At 29.9% G+C, this 19369-nt stretch carries 14 protein-coding genes; 1 reads left to right on the forward strand and 13 read right to left on the reverse strand.

Going from position 1 to position 19369, the window contains the following annotated elements; genetic code table 11:
* Window positions 1-99: 99 nt before the first annotated feature.
* The 11 genes from B2694_RS13385 to B2694_RS13435 form a co-directional block, all read right to left on the reverse strand.
* Entirely contained in the window at window positions 100-513 is a 414-nt protein-coding gene (locus B2694_RS13385; RefSeq protein ID WP_035131184.1) for a hemerythrin domain-containing protein, read from the reverse strand.
* Window positions 514-687: 174 nt separating this feature from the next.
* Entirely contained in the window at window positions 688-2412 is a 1725-nt protein-coding gene (locus tag B2694_RS13390; RefSeq protein WP_346886205.1) for an NAD(P)/FAD-dependent oxidoreductase, read from the reverse strand.
* A gap of 106 nt (window positions 2413-2518) precedes the next feature.
* Complete coding sequence (locus tag B2694_RS13395; RefSeq protein WP_346886173.1) at window positions 2519-3925, reverse strand: L,D-transpeptidase family protein; 1407 nt, start codon at window positions 3923-3925, stop codon at window positions 2519-2521.
* A 187-nt stretch (window positions 3926-4112) separates the two neighbouring features.
* The gene (locus tag B2694_RS13400) at window positions 4113-4859 is read right to left on the reverse strand and encodes a biosynthetic peptidoglycan transglycosylase (RefSeq protein ID WP_346886174.1); all 747 of its coding nucleotides are present in this window, start codon (window positions 4857-4859) and stop codon (window positions 4113-4115) included.
* Window positions 4860-5196: 337 nt separating this feature from the next.
* Complete coding sequence (locus B2694_RS13405; protein WP_346886175.1) at window positions 5197-6456, reverse strand: GntP family permease; 1260 nt, start codon at window positions 6454-6456, stop codon at window positions 5197-5199.
* Window positions 6457-6480: 24 nt separating this feature from the next.
* Window positions 6481-7623 carry a glycerate kinase gene (locus B2694_RS13410; RefSeq protein ID WP_346886176.1) on the reverse strand — a complete coding sequence of 381 codons (1143 nt, stop codon included), beginning with the start codon at window positions 7621-7623 and terminating at the stop codon, window positions 6481-6483.
* A gap of 304 nt (window positions 7624-7927) precedes the next feature.
* Window positions 7928-9013, reverse strand: coding sequence for a CdaR family transcriptional regulator (locus B2694_RS13415; protein ID WP_346847294.1), 1086 nt, complete (start codon window positions 9011-9013; stop codon window positions 7928-7930).
* Window positions 9014-9088: 75 nt separating this feature from the next.
* Complete coding sequence (locus B2694_RS13420) at window positions 9089-10252, reverse strand: SAM-dependent methyltransferase (protein ID WP_346886177.1); 1164 nt, start codon at window positions 10250-10252, stop codon at window positions 9089-9091.
* A 267-nt stretch (window positions 10253-10519) separates the two neighbouring features.
* Window positions 10520-12055, reverse strand: a complete 1536-nt coding sequence (locus tag B2694_RS13425; RefSeq protein ID WP_346886178.1) for a glycine betaine uptake BCCT transporter — start codon at window positions 12053-12055, stop codon at window positions 10520-10522.
* Between the two features lie 87 nt (window positions 12056-12142).
* Window positions 12143-13453: a betaine reductase selenoprotein B gene (gene grdH / locus B2694_RS13430; protein ID WP_346886179.1), complete on the reverse strand. Its 1311-nt coding sequence runs from the start codon at window positions 13451-13453 to the stop codon at window positions 12143-12145.
* A gap of 18 nt (window positions 13454-13471) precedes the next feature.
* On the reverse strand, window positions 13472-14797 hold the full coding sequence (locus B2694_RS13435; protein ID WP_346886180.1) for a glycine/sarcosine/betaine reductase component B subunit: 1326 nt from the start codon (window positions 14795-14797) through the stop codon (window positions 13472-13474).
* A gap of 221 nt (window positions 14798-15018) precedes the next feature.
* Between B2694_RS13435 and B2694_RS13440 the strand changes: the two genes are divergently transcribed.
* A complete protein-coding gene (locus tag B2694_RS13440; protein ID WP_346886181.1) occupies window positions 15019-15708 on the forward strand; it encodes a TetR/AcrR family transcriptional regulator in 690 nt (229 codons plus the stop codon).
* 153 nt (window positions 15709-15861) lie between these two features.
* On the opposite strand, the gene B2694_RS13445 is transcribed toward B2694_RS13440, so the two are convergent.
* Window positions 15862-16059 (reverse strand): cold-shock protein, encoded by a 198-nt coding sequence (locus B2694_RS13445; protein ID WP_035131204.1) that lies wholly within the window; start codon window positions 16057-16059, stop codon window positions 15862-15864.
* A gap of 180 nt (window positions 16060-16239) precedes the next feature.
* A complete protein-coding gene (locus tag B2694_RS13450; RefSeq protein WP_346886182.1) occupies window positions 16240-19176 on the reverse strand; it encodes an insulinase family protein in 2937 nt (978 codons plus the stop codon).
* Window positions 19177-19369 lie beyond the last annotated feature (193 nt).

Here is a 19369-nt window from a genome sequence, read left to right on the forward strand (position 1 = left end):
TGTATTTTTATTTAATATTAACTAATTTATTGTATAAACTACCTATTATATATTAATTAATTACATTTTATGTAATTAATTACACAAAAATTTTTGATGCTAATTGACATTTATCATTTTATATAATTCATTTTCTTCCTTGGTAATCCTTGTCTCTATAGCTTTTAATATACACTTAGTTTCTTCAACAAATCCCATTAAATTAGCTTCAATTTTATTCTTAGTATTAAATTTATTTTTATAACTAGTAAATACTTGTGAAATTTCACCCATTTCATTCATATATAAATTAGCCATTTTCTTAAGTGATAAATCTTTACCATTAATCAAGGTTGGATATAAAAATTTATCCTCTGATGTTAAGTGAATTTGTAATTTCCCTGCGAGTTTATTTATATGGCTTGCTGCTTCCATTGCATTTAATGCCATAACATTTTTATTTATCATTTCTTTTATTAGCCTTATTTCATCTGATATGTCTCCGTGTTGTCTCATTAAATTATTTAAATTCATGGTAATACCCCCTACTGATTTACTACCTTTATTATAAACAAAATGTAGCAGAAGTTATGTACCATTTGTTACAACCTTTAACATATATCCTATATTAAAATTAATATTAGAAAAGGCCATATCAAAATAATCTATTAATCATAAATTAATATATTTTGATATAACCTCTTATTTTCAATTCATAACTGTTTTTATATAATTTTTACAATGTTCTGCTACTTCATTTGCAGCAATCATTGCACTTTTTATTGCTCCTTGTATCCATCCATGCTCCTGTGAAATATGTTCACCAGCAAAATATACTCTATTATCATATTCAGGCTGGCTAGAAGCATAGGCAAATAGCCTTTTTTGACCAGGCATATAATAGCAAACAGCTCCAAAAAATCCTTGTTCGTTATCCCATTGTATGGTTTTACTATCTAATACTGTATCATCAAGATATCCTTTTTTGAGTCCTTGGACATGCTCTACTTGTGTTTTTATCCATTCTAACCTAGTTATTGGTTCTAAATTACCAAGACGTACCGCGTCTCTAGATAGATTGTAGGATGCTAAAAGAACCCCAGCCCCTCCATAACCTTTATACTCTCTTCTCAAAGAAGGTATTACCTGACTTTCCAAATCAGCAATATTGTACTCAATATTATAAGATGGGTACCATATACTTCCTATTGGTAAATCTGTATAAGAGGCTCCACCTATTATTGCTCTACTAGGGCCCCCTTCTTCCCAAAATCTCTCTTTACACATAAAGATAGTTTTTTGTCCTGCTATATAATTAACTTCTTTGATTGCTTGCATTTTTTCTGTACTAAACATAGGATATACATTTACATTACGAAGGCTAGAAAATGGTATAGTGCATATTACAAAATCAAAGCTCTGGTGGTGACTACTTATTTCTTCTTCACTTTTATATTCTAAAATAACTTTATTATCTTCGTTATTTTTGTATATACCTTCTATTCTATTCCCACTTTTCCAAGTTATATGTCCTAGTTGATTCTGTAAAATGTCATTATATTCTTTTGGGTCAAGTGACATTAATGAATGATACATTGCAATAGGTAACCATACTGTTCCTCCGTCTATTTGGTACCTAAAAGCATCATCTACAGCATACTGTTCTTGGAGACTTTCAATATAACTATTGTCATATAACCATCCCGAGAAAGTTGCAATGCATGATATTAATTCTATAGCACCTTCACTTAATCCCCGTTCTTCAAGCTCTCTTCTTATGCTTATACTATCAAAATATTCAATTACTGGAGAGTAATTTTTTTTATTTTGCAACAACTCTCTTCTTATATCTGGACTAATTTGAAGTAAGCTAGCTCCTAAGCCATAACTTACAAGTTTTTGCCAAGGTTCTTTTCTTTCCCATGGTGCTAAATTAAATTCAGGATATATTTTCTCCATAACACTTCTTCCATCTGGATCATTGATAGCTCTTTTATTTCTCACATAAATAAAGGCATTATCATTATTTTGAATAAAGGGTGTTGTTTTTAATTTAAATAGATTTATATACTTCCATGTAGCTTCATGACTTACTGGTATTCTCATAGCACCAAGCTCACCATAAAATCTTTTATTTTCATCAAAATAGTAAGTATAAATTCTTCCTCCTATACGTTCCTTTTGCTGTTCAAATATAGTTATGTCAAAACCTAATTTCCTAAGCTCAAAAGCAGCAGATAAACCTGCAATTCCTCCTCCTATTATACCTACATTAATCCCCTTACATCTGCCTGGTGGTAATATGGTTGTAATGTCCTTTGGTGGGCTAAGTAGTTCAATTAAATTATCATAGTCTTCTATTCGACCTACTTCTTCTAAAGCAAGTCTCAGCATCATATGTCTTTCTTCATCTGTAGGATTACTTGGCTGCATAACTTTAACTTCCCTAGCCAAATAGTTTCAACTCCTTTTAGTTCTATAGTAATTATAATATTCTACTTTACTAAAAAGAGTTCTATGGTTTAATTATATAATCAAACTAAAAATAACATATTACTGGTGTACCTTGAGTTATATATTCAAATATCTTATTAGCAACATCATATGGAGTATTTATACATCCATGAGAACCATCTGTTATATAAATTTGCCCTCCAAATTTTGAGCGCCAAGTAGCATCATGGATACCAATATCCCCATTGAAAGGCATCCAATAACTAACGGGTGCCGCATAATTTTCTCCTCTTAAAGTTGCATTTTTCTCTTTATAAGTTAAACTGTAAATACCTGATGGAGTAGCATGTTTACTATCAGCATTGCCACTAACCATAGGACCTTCTGTAATTAAAACTCCATCATTGTAAAACCATATATGCTGGGTTGTTAAATTAATTTCTACATAGGTACTTCCGAAATCATTTGCACCATAAGCTACAGCTGTTTGAGCATATATAGGTTGTCTTTCTTCCTTTTTTCCATCTTTAATAGCATTAATTAAAGCTTCAGTTTCTTCACTATAATTAATTAACCATCCATAGTCACCTCCGCTTACATTTACAGTAGTTCCAAGGGAGGTTTTAAAATTCCTTGCAGCCCCATAGGTATCATATTTAATGGACAGTGAATTTACATATTCTCTTGCCTTTTCTTCATCAATAGATACCTTAAAGTTTTTATCAATATGAAGCCAATTATGAATAGAATTTCCATTTAACACTTCTTTATTATCTCCAAAATTATGAGTAATTACTGAACTTATATACTTATCAAGAGTATTTTTAGCCTTTACCACTTCCTTTGAATTAACAGTATACTTTGGCTCTTCATAGCACTTAGTTTCATCTAAATTTATTTCGTCTACTTTATTATTAAGTGCTTCCTTAACTTTTTTGTATAGTATATCTTTATTTACCATATTTCCTTGAATCTCTTCTTTAATTACGTATTCATTATTTTCATATTGAATTTTAGCATTCTCAGGTTTAATTATATTATCATTCTTAAAACAATTTAAACTATGGAACTTCTTTTTTAACAATTCATCATTATAAGATACTTTTCTTTCTAACTTATAATCACTAGTATTAAAAATTCCATAAATCCATCCAAAAGCACTTTGATATTCCTTCAAATCTTCAATTTTATTTTTTAAACTATACTTATATTCAATATCCCTTCCATTTATATTTTCTTCAACATTACCTCTTTGCTTTAACTTTAATATATAAGCTTCACTTTCTGCTAATATATCAGCTTCTATATCTTCCGTGGTTTTTCCAGTAACACTAACTCCATTAATCTTAGTTCCAAAATAAAATCTCTTCATAAAATATAAAGATGTGCTTAAATATATAATTAGCAAAATACTAATGGAAATTATAATACCTATAATTATCCTCTTCTTTATATTCACACTTTTTTCTACTTCTTGATCTTTAATCTCCATAGTAACCCCCTATATAACTAGTAATTGCAAATAAATTTACCCCAACTATTTACAATTAAATAATATTAAAAATACATTCTCATACTATATATACTAATCATACCACATTAAAAGTACAAAAATATAGGTTATACCCATTATTATTAAAGTACAACCTATAAGTTTTAATTTATATCTTTTTCAATCATTAATTTGTAGTTCCTGAAGCAAGAGTAGCTTTATTGAAAGTTTTATCCATATTATCATTACATAATGATTCTGCTTCCTCTCTTGAAATAACATTATTTCTTATCATAGACATTAATACAACCTCACTTCTTTTCTTTGCTCTTTCATAATTTTTAGATAATGCATAGTTTTCTGGTGATTGTGGTAGTCCTGCTAACAACAATGATTGAGATAAAGTTATTTCATTGGGTGATGTATTAAAATATCCTTTAGAGGCTTGTTTAATTCCAGAATAGCCATCGCCATAATATATTACATTTACATATAGCTCTAATATTTCTTCCTTTGAGTAATTATTTTCTAGTTCTCTAACCACAAAAATTTCGGCAATTTTTCTTTCCAATCTTTGCTCATGGGTAAAAAATAAGTTTTTTGCTAATTGCTGTGTTATTGTACTTCCCCCCATAATTATTTTCCCTGCATCTATATTACTAATAGCTGACCTTCCTATGGCTATTAAATCTATTCCATTATGATTATAAAATCTATGATCTTCTACGGATACAATAGCATCTAGGAAGTCTTTAGAGATCCCATCTATAGTTACATAATCCTTACCATTTCTTATATCATTAATTTTTTCTTGTACCCCTATATCAGAGGTAGCAGCTCTATATAAAGAATATCCATCTTGTAAAACAAAAACTCCAAGTGCTGTCATTAAAACAATAATCCCTAAAGTAAGTTTAACCAATAACTTCTTCATTGCAACTCCTCCTTATAAGTTTATTATACATCTCTTAGTTCACATATGTTATCGAAGTAACTTACACTTATCTTACATTTTTGTAATTTACAATTTTATAGGTTAACATATTAATTATTAATTGCTAAAATTAATTAATATTATAGTCAATGACTAGTGATTTAAAGAAGGCTTTAAAATAAAAATACTATCATCAAAGAATTCATAAGTATTCCTTAATGATAGTATTTTCCTATTTAATGAAGAGTCTATGGATTTTAAAACTTGATATTGCTCTACTACTTTTAAAATTTAAATATTGTATTTCTTTTTAACTATTATATCTATACTTACTAAACTAGAATATAATTCCCCACATTATTGTAGAAACTAAAGTCATTGATAATCCTACTAAAGATTCATATGGTATTAATTTCAAACGCTGTCCTATGCTCATCCCTGTTGCTCCTGCTGTTGCATGGAAGAAAGAACCATGTGGTAGATGATCAAGAACTGTAGCTCCAGCATGAACCATCGCCGCTCCTCCTATAGGTGATATACCTACTCCCACTATGGCTTGTGAGAATGTAGCTGATGCTATAGTTGACCCTGAGGTTGTTGAAGCTGTAGCAGCACACATTAATATTCCAGAAATAGGTGCCAATACAAATGCTGGCATATTTAAAGCATTAAGCATTCCTATAGTTGTAGCCTGTAATCCTGATGCCTTTATTATTCCTGCTACAGTACCTGTCCCTATTAAAAGTATTGCTACAGGCATCATTTTAGATAATCCAAAGGTTAGATATTCGTTAATATTTTTACCTTTACCCATAACTAAAACTCCTATAATACCTCCAACTGGCAATGCTATAAGTGGATCTATTGATATTCCTATTAATGGTCTAAGTGATAGTAAAATTATAGTTACAATTGGACCAATTATTGCTGCAAAGAAAGATGGCAATTCCACCTCTTCAACTTCTTCTATTTTTGTTTCTTTTGCACCTCTATACTTTTTATTAAGTAAAGAAGTCAATATTACTGTAACTACAAGTCCAACTATGGCAGGAATTATATTAGCTACCATTAAAGATGACAATTCTACTCCAAAATTTTCTGCTGCTGCTATGGTATTAGGGTTTGGCGATACTATATTTCCTGCCTTACCTCCACCAATCATAGCTAAAAGTATAACCATAGGTGAATATCCTAATTTCTTTGCTATTGCAAGGGCTATAGGTGCTACTGTTATTACTGCTACATCTATAAATACTCCAACAGCTGTTAGTATCATGGTTGATAACGCTATGGCAAATAGTGCTCTTTTCTCACCTAAGCTTTTCACAATTTGATCTGCAATTTTAGCTGCTGCTCCTGTCTTAATAAGTACTCCTGCTAAAACTCCAGAGGTCACTATACGAAGGATTGCTGGCATGATATCTTTTGCTCCGCTTATCATTACACTTACGGTTCCTTCAATTCCAGCTCCACCTACTAACCCTCCAACTACTGCACCTAATATTAAACTATATACAGGTTGTACTTTTTTAATGATTAATACTATGGCTACTACAAGTCCAAGTAAAGCTCCTAATGTTGTAATCTGTACTTCCATTATCGTCACCCCTATTTAAGATTTTTATTCTTTCATTGTCTTTACAAGTCTAAAAATTTGTGTCATTGTTGATGTCATATTCTTTATAGCTGTTTCTTTATTAACTGCTTCTTCTATAGTCATAGCTGAATTTATTATAGAAAAATAAGCATCTATTCCTTCTTCATTACACTTAACAGCATCTTCTGTAGTGCATCCTGCCACTGCTATTACCTTAACCTTATGTTTTTTAGCAAGCTTAGCGACTCCTATAGGCGCTTTTCCCATGGCAGTTTGATTATCTAGTCTACCCTCTCCAGTAATAACTAAATCTGCATCCTTTATAGCTTCTTCTAACTTAATTTCTTCTAATATTATTTTAATTCCAGATTCTAGTTTTGAATTTAAGAATCCTAAAAATGCAAATCCAAGTCCACCTGCTGCTCCCACACCTTCTGTCTCAGCTATATCTTTTCCTAATTCTTTTTTAACCACCTGTGCAAAATTTCTAAGTCCTCTATCTAATTCTTTCACCATATCAATAGTTGCACCTTTTTGTGGTCCATAAACATAGGCTGCTCCATTTTCTCCATACAAAGGATTGGTCACATCACAAGCTATTTTGAAGGTACACTCATCTAGTTCCTTCAATTTATTATGTATTTTTATAGTTTTTATCTTATTTAATACCTGGCCACCCAAACCAACAGGTTCATTATTTTCATCATAAAACTCATACCCTAAGGCCTGTAGCATTCCTACTCCTGCATCATTAGTAGCACTTCCACCTATTCCAACTATAAAGTTTCTACATCCCTCTTTTATGGCAGCTTTTATTATTTCTCCAACTCCATAGGTAGTAGTTTTTAAAGGATTTCTTAGTTCTGGTGGAACTAGTGCATAACCTGCCCCTTGAGCCATTTCTATTATTGCTGTATTGTTATTTTTTAATATCCCATACTTAGCCTCCACCTTTTCTGCCACTGGACCTGTAACAGATATAATTTTGCCTTCACCATTCATGCCTTCTACTAAAGCATCTACAGTTCCCTCTCCCCCATCTGCTAAGGGCATTATTTTTATATCTGAATTATTATCTACATTCAATATTGCTGTTTTTATTGCATTAGCTGCTTCAATTGAAGTTAAACTTCCCTTTAAAGAATCTATAGAAATTACAATTTTCATTGCTACCTCCTCCTTTTATCAAATTATATCAAAGGATTTTTGTCACTTCTATGTTACATACAACAAAATAATACGTTTTCACACCTTAATTTTTGTCATATCTAATATTGAATTTTTAAATTTAAAATCCTTCATAAAAATAATTTTACTTATAAATAAAAATATCTCAAAATTGGTTATAATTAATCCTCATTTTTATTTGATTGATACCTATTATTCCATATAGTTACAATTTCAATAAAAACTTTAGATTTAATCAATTTTGAGATAATTCATTATTAAAAATTTCTTTGCATTTTTCCTTTTATGATAGTTTTATAGCTAAATAAAGTATTACGGATTCATTAAATTTTCTTGGATTAAATCCTGATTTTTCATATATTCTTTCTAATCTGTACTGAAGGGTATTTTTATGTACATATAGCTCTTCTGCAGTTTGTTTTAGAGACATATCATTTTTATAATAAACCTCCAATAGATTTATATCCTCTTCATCAAGAGATTTTAATACCTTATCCTTATACTGATTTTTTGTTTCAGTATCTACACTCTCTAAAATAAGCTCTAAATTCAAGCTATCAAGATAAGTTAAAATATCATGGTTTTCAGCGGAGTACTTAAGGGCAATTCTAGCTTCTTCATAGGATTTATACGCTTCATATAAACCCTTTAACCTACCTACTCCCCCAGTTAAAATTCCATGATACTTACTTAATGTTTCCAAATGAGTGTTTCTTAATTTATTATATCTTTCCTGGTTTACTAACGCTATGAATTCATTAGGATAAATATATAGCTTGAATATATTACCAATATCATCTAATACACCTTTTATATGGTTTTCTATAGTCTCTAGTTCTCTAAGATTATGATACTTATTTATCTTTAAAATAACTATTGCAAACTGCTGATCTAACTCTATTCCAAATTCCTGAAGAATATTTTCAATTTCATTTTTATCTTCAACATTATTATATATCAACGACTTTACAACATAATTTATTCTCTGTTTATCTGCTTCATACTTATAATTTAGCTGCTGTTCTTTTATAAATATTTCTGTGATTTTAGTGACTAAAAATCCAAATTTACTAACTTCACTAGGCTCTCCAGTTATACCTATAGCACCTACTGCAATATTGTTTATTTTTATGGGATAGTTTATACCTTTTCTACTTCCTTTATATTCCTCATTATCTTCAACAGTTACATTACTCAAAGTTTTTATAGCATTATATCCTGCTTGATGAAAGGTGTTAAGTCTAGATTTATCTGTACTACCTATAATTATCCCATTAATATCTATAAAATTTATATCTTTATCTACAACCTCTTTAACTGCATTTACTATTTCTTGAGCTAAGTTAAAATTGATTTTATTAATTATCATAATTTAAATCATCTCCTTGTGAAGCACTATATACAAACTTAAAGGAGGTTACCTTGTAACAAATATTATAAACCACTAAATTAATTCATCCTGCTTTAATAAATTAAACAATGTAGGATTCAAATTAAATTCATTCATTAAAGCATTAACCTCTGAAAGTGCCTTTTCCTTTTTTTCCTTAGCTATACTAGCCTTTGATGCCCTAATTAATATGTTTTTAGGAGAATGAGCTATATCTATAAATTCTAAAAGCTGAGTTTTATATCCTACAGATTCTAAAAGATTTCCTCTTACTGCATCAGTCATGAGAGCTGCTACTCTTTCTTGAACTATGCCGTATCTAGTAAGTATAGATAAGGATTCTGTGTTCATTTGCTTATTAAACTCATGCTGACAACAAGGTACAGAAAAAATCATTTTGCTATTCCATTTAATAGCATTATATAATGCATAATCTGTAGCAGTATCACAAGCATGTAAGGTAATTACCATATCAACCTTATCATTATATTTAAATCCATTTATATCTCCAAGTTCAAAGTGTAAGTTTTCATAATTATATCTTTTAGATATATCATTACACTTTTCGATTACATCCTTCTTAAGATCTAGACCTATCATCTTAACATTAATTTTCTTAATCTCTACAAAGTAGTAATATAGTACAAAGGTTAAATAAGATTTCCCACATCCAAAATCTAAAATTGTAAGCTCTTTATAATCATTCTTTTTAATTTCATCATCAATGATTTCAACAAATCTATTTATTTGTTTATACTTATCATACTTAGAATTTACCACTTTGCCTTCTTTAGTGAAGATTCCTAAATCTATAAGGGGCTCAATTATCATTCCTTCTTTAAGGATATAATTCTTTTCTTTATTATGTTCTTTATTAATAAGACTTTCATTATTGCTTGTTTTCTTTCCTAAATGAACTTTACCCTTTTTAGATATTCTTAAATCAAAGGTAATATTACTTGCCCAAGCAGAAACTTGTTTATAATTATCCATTGTATACTCTAAGACTTTTTCCTTTAATAAATCTAAATGAATATTTTCATGAAATACCTGCTTATCAGTATACTTTTCTATTTGATAATACTCCTTCGAGTTGTTTTCCTTTAATATAAATATTATTTTGTTATATTCTATATCTTTATTCATCTTATTACTAATAACTAATTTTATAATCTGTTCTTTTATAATTTCATCAATTGCTTTTCTTAATTCTTCCATCTTTACACACCTTACTATTTATATTTGTATCTATTGTATCATATATTAAATTATTGTGTTCTAAAAGAAAAAGTACATTCAAAATATTATATTATCTACATAGGGTATAGATAAATCTTTAATCTTCTATAAAATTATAATAAAAATATTAATATATAGCTTTAACTGTCGCTTATAAAAATGAATATTAAAAAGGGAGTCTATGCCTCCCTTAAACTTTATAAATTAACTTAACATATATACCTTACAATCTATCTAAATTACCAATTATATCTTTTCAGCTTTAAGTGCCTTCCACAGGGAAACGCAACATAAAAGCATTACTATAATGAACGGAAATGCAGCAACTACAGATGCTGTTTGTAATGATGCTAATCCACCTGATAACAATAAAGCTGTAGCTAGCAGTGCCTGAAGTATACCCCATATTATTTTCTTTTTATTAGATGGATTTAAATCTCCATTTGAGGATAACATACCTAACACAAAAGTTGCTGAGTTAGCTGAAGTAATGAAGAAAGTACCTAATAATATTATAGTAAATACTGAAATTATACTTCCTAGTGGATATTTAGTTATAACTTGGAAGAATGCAGTTTCTGGTGATGCAGCTAAGTTCTTTAATACATCCATTGTAAGCTCGCCAGTAATACCAAGATTTACTCCAAGAGTTCCAAATACTGAGAACCAAATTATAGATACAATACTTGGTGCTACAATAACTCCAATTATAAACTCTCTAATAGTTCTTCCTTTGGATATTCTAGCAATAAACACGCCTACAAAAGGAGCCCAAGCAATCCACCATGCCCAGTAAAATATCCTCCAACTATTTACCCATTTATTACTTGCAAAAGGTTCAATATGCAAGCTACTCTCTATAAACTCTGTTAAGTAACCACCTGTACCATTTAAAAAAGTATTTATTATCTTTATGGTTGGCCCTATAAATAGAGATAAAATTAAGATTCCAAAAGCAATGACCAAGTTTATATTTGATATTGCACTAATACCTTTTTCAATCCCACTAACTGCAGTCCAAATAACTATTACTGTTATAACAAATATTATAATTAGCTGAACTATTGATGTTTCTGGAATCCCAAACATATAACTTAATCCACTATTAATTTGTAGTGTTCCAAGTCCTAAAGAAGTTGCAACTCCAGCTACTGTGGCAAATACTGCAAGTATATCAATAGTTTTACCAATTGGACCCTTTACTCTTTCTTCTCCTAATAACGGAATAAATATGCTACTAATTAGTCCGGGTTTATTTTTTCTAAATTGGAAATATGCTAGAGCGAGACCTATAATACTATAATTTGCCCAAGGGTGAAATCCCCAATGCATAAAGGAAGATTTAAAAGCAAAATTTGCAGCTTCAACAGACCCTGGAGCCATACCTTCCATTGGAGCTACAAAATGAGATATAGGCTCAGCAATTCCCCAAAATACTAGTCCTATTCCCATACCTGCTCCAAATAGCATTGCAAACCAAGCAACAGTGCTATATTCTGGTTTTGAATCATCTGCACCAAGCTTTATCTTTCCAAATTTACTAAATGCTAATACCACTGAGAATACTACAAATATCATCATAGAAAGCAGGTATGCCCAGCCAAATTTTTCAGTTAAAAAATTAAGAGCACTATTGGATATTTGTTCAAAACCACTTTTATCTAAAATTCCCCAAAATACAATAACAAAAGTTATAACTAATGAAATAATAAAAACTATATTTGACCCTTGCTTTTTTTTAGTCTTTATATCTAATGTTGTATTAGTGTTATTATTTCCCATAACAATATCCTCCTTAAAATTAGAGTAGATAATTATGCCGTAGGTTTTCTTTAGGGGCTGTAAATTTACTTTCACAGCCCTTAAATATTAAAACTTAACTTTAAAAACAGTTTGTTCTTTTACATCTGTAGCTAAGGCATCTAATGCAACTCCAACTCTGTGGTAACGAAGTTTCCATTGTTCTTCTTTTGAAGTTCCTGGATCTCCTAGCGGATATGGAATAGATATAGTAGGAATAATCTTGTTTGCTCCTGCTGTTTTTGAAACTGGAATTAAGTTTGCCATTTGTACAATTGGCATACCTGATTTTTCAATTTCCTTAACCATGGTTGCACCGCAACGCGTACAAGTTCCTCACGTAGAAACCATTATAACTCCATCTATACCTTCATCTTTAAGATGAACTAAAATCTCCTGTGCCATTCTCTTTGCCTCAGCTTGAGTAGTTCCAGTGCCAACTGTTGAATAGAAATACTCATGTAGTTTTTTGAATTTCCCTTCTTTTTCATATGCTCTTAATGCATCTATTGGAGCTATTACATTAGGATCTGCATCTGCTGCTGCAGGGTCAAATCCAGCATGGATTGTTTTATAAACTCCACCTTTTAGAGCATCTACGCCATCAATATTATATCTTCCCCATCTTGTTGCAGATGCTGATTGAATTCTATCTGGATTATCTACAGGTACGATACCTCCTGTATTTAAAAGTGCTATAGTTGCATTTTTAAGATCTTTAATTGGCTCTGCTATAGGTACTATATCTGTTTTAGGAATTGGAAGTTCAGTGATAAACGGTCTTCCATATAATTTATCTATAAGCATTTCTACTGCTCTATCAGCACCCAACTTACCATCTTTTCTCCAAATTTGATGTCTTATCCCTCTAGGATAATATCCTTCTACTTCAGCACCAAGGGTTTCTTCACCTTTTAAAAGCTTATTTCCAAAGGTTGCCATAGCTTTTATATCACCTCTCATTTTAGCTGCACTATGTCCTCCTACAAAAACATACATATCTCTTTTAAACATTTCTACCCCAGGGTTTTCTATGTGCATAGAAGTAATTACTGGGACATTAAATTCTTCTTTAACAGCATTACAGATTTCACCACACGCAACACCATATCTTCCTGCTTGAAAAGCTGGGCCTGCAAAGAAAATATCAAATTCTATATTTTTAAGTTCAGATATGATTCTTTTTATAGCTTCTTCTGTATTAGATCCCATAAAGTTATCTCCACAAATTATTGTATGAGTAACTTCTGCATCTAAGTTTTTATTTAGTTCTATAGTCGGTCCTATTGTGCCTTCCTTAATTATAGGCTCAAAATCTGCCTTATCTTCTCCACCTATTTGACCAAAGAATTGGTTTATATATATTACTGCCTTTTTCATTTTATCCCCTCCTAGTTACTAAAACTCTATCATTGTTTTTTGCGACCAACCACAAACCTGATCTCCACAGAACATAGCATTATTCTCCATTATTATTGATCCATCTGATCTTACAGAAGGTCCAAGTATCTCATCATTTTCCCAACCACCAGATACACCGTCTCTACCTAGAGATTCTAATTCTCCTATAACAGTTTTCATTGGTGGAAGAGTTATTAATTCTGACACATTACCACAAGACACTATAGCATCAGCCTTTTCATCCATAGAAACTAGTGGCTGTGATTGTCCATCTCTTCCAGTACACTCATTAGTAAGTCCTACAACTTTTACTCCCGCATCTTCAAGAGCAACTATACAGGCTGTAAAATCTGCATCAGGGTTGCCATACCCTTCCTCTGCAACTATTGCACCATCAGCTCCAATAGACTTTGCAATCTGTGCTACAAATAGTGCGGCACGGTTTTTTTGTTCTAAAGCTACATTCAGATTTGACATTATTATTCCTAAGAAATTTATTGTCTTTCCGTGTTCTTTATAAAGTCTTTTTATTGTAGGATTATTTTGAAACTCATAAGTTGACCATTTAGATGAGCAAGGCATGAAACTACCTGATACCAACGCTCCATCTAAAACTTCATTGGGATGCATAAAGGTTGGTAGCATACGATTCATGTCCCATCCATACAAAAATGTGTTATACCCTAACTCTTCCATTTGAGATTGAGGTTGCATAACAAATACCATACTTGGAAGTTCATTTACCCTTTTTTCACGTTTTATTACTGACTTTAGTTCATATTCTTCAATTTCTTCTGGTTCTAAATCTTTAACAACACTGCCTATAAATTCTGCAAGTTTATGTCCTGCTTCTCTTAAAGCTTTATTTTTTTTCTGTTGTTCTCTTTTTTCAAATTCTTCATCTGTATCAGCAACTAGTACTATATTTTTAAGTTGAGAATAGTAGGTATATTTTGCACCTTCTCCATTCATATCAATAAGTCCATCTTGAAATCCACCCCAATGTTTTCCCACTACCAGCAGACTACAATCCTTCAGTGCATGAGTTCTACCATTACCTGCTTTAACTAAATCTCCTGTATAACCTGGAAATAATGAATCTCCATTCAATTTTACTCTCGGCTCTATAGCCTCTTTTACTGGCATAAGTCGTACATTGTCACCTGGTTTAACAATAAATAAATCTGCTTCAATTATGTGCTTGTCCTCTAAAACAAAATCTAATGCTTCCTTTTTATTAATAGTTAGTATTCCTTGAGCAAATTCTGTTTTTTCGCCAAAAACTATATCTTCCACATGAAAATTTCCAATTTCTAGTTTCATACTCCCACTTCCTTATTATTTTTTTAATTTTCTTAATATTTATAATATTATTTTATTCCTCTAATTACATTTTGTAAACATGTTTACGTTTTTTTGTTATTTAATTAACAAATTCTATGTATTTAAAAATCAAATAGTTAATCTTATATCATTATATATTTAAATTTTAATGTTATAATAAAGATACATATTAATAATGAGTAAATTAAAGGGGTAATCTTATGACTAAGTCAGCCATAGAAAGAAAAGAAATGATAGTTTCTTTCATAAGTTCAGCTAATAAACTTATAGATGAAGAAGGTATAGAAAATGTTACAGCAAGAAAAATTGCTCATGTTACAGGATATAACGTTGCTACTGCATATAAGTACTTTAAAAATTTAAATCATATTTTGTTTTTTGCTTGCATGAAATATTATAATTTATATATTCAAGATCTTCCTAATTATATTAGTGAAGATAATTCATCTTTAGAGAATTATTTAGGTATTTGGAAGTGTTTCTCTATACACGCTTTTAACAATCCTAAAATCTTTAAATCAATATTTCTAGATCAAGGTCATCTTAGTGTTAAAGATACTATGAAGGAATATTATGAAATTTTTCCTAATGAATTAAAAAGTGTCCCAACATCTTTATCTACTATGCTTGATAAAGATTATATTAATGAACGTGATCTTGCTTTACTTGAAATATGTATTAAAGATGGGTATATAAATCAAGAAGATGTTAAAGAATTAAGTGAAAATATTATTATATTTTTTGAGGGTTTATTGATGAAAGTTACAAACCATGTTGATGGCTATAGTAAAAAAAGAGCATTAGAAATTATTCTAAAATTCATTTATAACACCTTGCATTATTATAACTTAAAGTCTTCCAATGTTTTATCACCTTTTTTAACTCTATAAAATGCCATTAATGTAGATGTATTTAAATGAATATTAATTTAAGATTCGCATATTATTGTGTAATCACACTTCTAAATAATTTGTAATTTTAAAATCTAAAAAACCCCTTAAATAGTATAACTATTTAAGGGGTAAATATTTACTAATTAAAAACTAGATAATAGTAATATTTTCTGCTTGTGGTCCTTTTGGTCCTTTAGCTACATCAAAAGAAACTTTTTGACCTTCTTCAAGTGATTTATAACCATCAGAATTTATTTGAGAAAAGTGTGCGAAAACATCTGTTCCATCTTCTCCTGTAATAAATCCAAAACCTTTTTCTCCATTAAACCATTTTACTGTACCATTCATAAATGTATACCTCCGAAATTTTATTTTTCTTAAATTCATTGTAATAATTCACTAACAAAATTTCGATATTAACATACTCTATTTATTAAGTACTAATTGAAACATATTGGTTTATATTATTTACTATTAATTTAAGTTCTTATTAAGCATACTACACTTTATTATATAAAGCAAGTTATTTTATAATATTTTACTTGTTTTATTAAAAATAGTTTTATTTTCCCTAATTTTTCCTTCATTACCTACTATACAACAATAATTTTCATTCATTCCTACCTTAATCATTGAAGCATAATTTCTTATATCTTCATTAGTAGTACTCAAAAGTTCATCTCTCCATCTTTGAATATCTTCTTCAGTTACATTACATATATAATCCTCAACTGCTTTTTCACCTTTTCTATCAGGAGTTAATGGTTTATATAACTGTCCAACAGATCCTATTATAAACTTTTCCATATCCTCCTTTGTAAATTCTACTTCTTCCAAGAATTTATAAGCTTCATTATACATATCTATTGTTCTTGCAAGGTTTGGATCACGATAGGAATAAATTGCTAAATTTCCATCCTTATTTATATCACTATAACATCCATAAGCTCCACCTTGAAGACGAACTCTAGGATATAAATATTCATTATCTAATATATTTAAAAATGCTCTCATCTTTCCTGAATATTCATACCCAAGGTCTGCAAAGTTAAATCCTTTAACTACATATTGCACATTGCTAGGAGTTATTATAGCTTCTATATCCTTCTTGCTATTATATTCAATATTATATAATTTAGTAGGTTCAGTTTTAATATTACAAGTAACCTTATTAATATTAGTTACTACTGTTTCAACTTCTTTTTCTTCTCCAACCACTGATATAATTAAATTATTTTTATTAAATATAGTTTCATAAACTTTAATAAGATTGCTTCTAACTTCTTCACCAGATTTATCAAAGTTCTTTTCTAGATTACAAATGAATTCATAATAAGTTGCACCACTAATTCTTTCCCAGTATTCTCCACCACATGAAGTCTGTGCAAATATTCTGTTCATCCCAACTCTATGTCCTGCATTTATAATTTTCATTTGAAGCTTAGATTTTATTTCCTTAATAATCTGTTTAAGCCTACTTAAATCATCAAATTTAGTAGTAGTAATTATTTCATTTACTAATTCTAGTAGAGCTTGAATATTATCTCCAATTACCTTCGATTTAACTATAAATTTAGGATGATATACCTGACTATTATTTTTCTCAGTATATACTTGATTTTCAAAAGTTATTCCACCTGTAGTTTTATATATTTCAGTAATTAATTCAGAATAAACTCTTTTCTCAGTATCAAGCTCCCCTAAAACATCTTTTAAAAGTCCTAAATAAGGAATATAAGTTTCTTCCATTACTTTTCCATCAAATAAAAGATTAATATACACTATTTTATTTGTAGGAATATGATGTTTTAAAATAGTTATTCCTTGTTCCTTCACAACCTCTTGAGGAATTTTTTCTACTTTTCTATCTATCTCCTCTATAGGTAGCTTTGGAAGAGTATCCTTTTCTTCTTGGGTATCTACTCTAACTTGAGCTTCTTTTAATTTTCTATTTCTCTCCATAAGCTCTTTTATTTCTTTTTCTGATAAAGAATTTCTGTAATTTTCTAGCTTTTCTTCTAAAGCTTTATTTCTAGCATCTTCTAATCCCTTTTTAGGTGTCAAAACTACTAAAGAACAATGAGAATTTTTAACCATATTCTTTTCAATAAACTTTTCAAAATATCCATTGTCTAAAACAGCTTTTATCTTATTAAGGATATCTTCATACTTCAAGTGAACAAGAGGATCTCCATCATATATCCAGCTATTTAAAACCCAATCATTATATTCAATTCCCTTATTTGCAGTTCTCCATGGATCAGCTTCACGCAAATCAAATTCAACGGTGTTTATAGCTGCCTTCAATTGGTCCTTATCTAATCCCTTGTCTACAAGGTCTTTAAGAGTATTCATAATAACATTTATAAATTCACTCTTCTTTATAGCATCTACATTTTTAGCTACTATCGGGAATAATATTTCTTTAGTTGGATCCATATTCATATCATCCCTTGTAATAATGCACTCACCTATGCCAGCTTTAAGTAAGGCAGCTTTTATTGGAGATGCTGAGGATTCAATTAACATGTTATAAAGTATCTTTGTGGCTAAATATACCTCTCCATTACGGGTTTCCTCAAAGGCGAAATTTAGTGCTAAAAATGCCTTATTTTCTTCATCTTCATCCTCACCTATAGAATAATTAGCAGTTCTTTCTACCATGCCTTCAAAATTTTTCACGTCATCTATATGAGAAGGTATCTCTATTCTATCAAATTCATAAAGATATTCATCATTTATAAACTTAAGACACGCTTCTAAATCCTGATTACCGTATAGGTATATATAACTATTAGATGGATGATAGAACTTACTATGAAACTTTTCAAAATCCTCTTGAGTTAGGTTAGGTATAACCTCTGGATCTCCCCCTGAAACAAAAGCATAAGTAGTATTTGGAAATAATGATCTATATATATCACTACAAATTACTTCCTCTGGAGATGACATTGCTCCTTGCATTTCACTATAAACTACCCCCTTATAAGCTAGTTTATTAGTATTTTCATCTAATTCATATCTCCAACCTTCTTGACGTAATATTTCATGATTTTCATATATTCTAGGGTGTAAAACTGCATCTAAATATACATCCATTAAATTCATAAAATCTTTACTATTTCTACTTCCTACAGGATACATAGTTTTGTCTGTAAAGGTCATAGCATTTAAAAAAGTGTGTAATGAACTCTTAGCCATATCTCCAAAAGGATCCTTAGCCTTAAATTTTCTTGAACCACAAAGTACAGAATGCTCTAATATATGAGCAACTCCAGTACTATCTGTAGGAGTTGTCCTAAAACTTATAGAAAATAACTTATTATCATCTTCATTTTCTAAATGTAAAAGTCTTGCTCCACTTTTCACATGTTCAAATATTCTAGCCATGGATTGTGCCTCTTCTACCTTCTCCTCTTTTAATAATTTAAATCCATAGTAGATTTCGTTAGTTTGATATTGCATATAAATCCCCCCCATAATCACTCCTAATAGTGATTTAAAATCATTTTAAACCATTACTATTCATAACTTTATATTAAATAAAAAAGTCATAGATATACCTTAGTTAAACCAAGATATCTACAACTTCTCATTTTACTAAAAAAATAAAAAGTCATAGAGTCCAAACAACCCCATGACTTAAAATATCAAAATA

Source organism: Clostridium sp. UBA4395, from assembly GCF_002390995.1.
GTDB lineage: Bacteria > Bacillota > Clostridia > Clostridiales > Clostridiaceae > Clostridium_J > Clostridium_J sulfidigenes.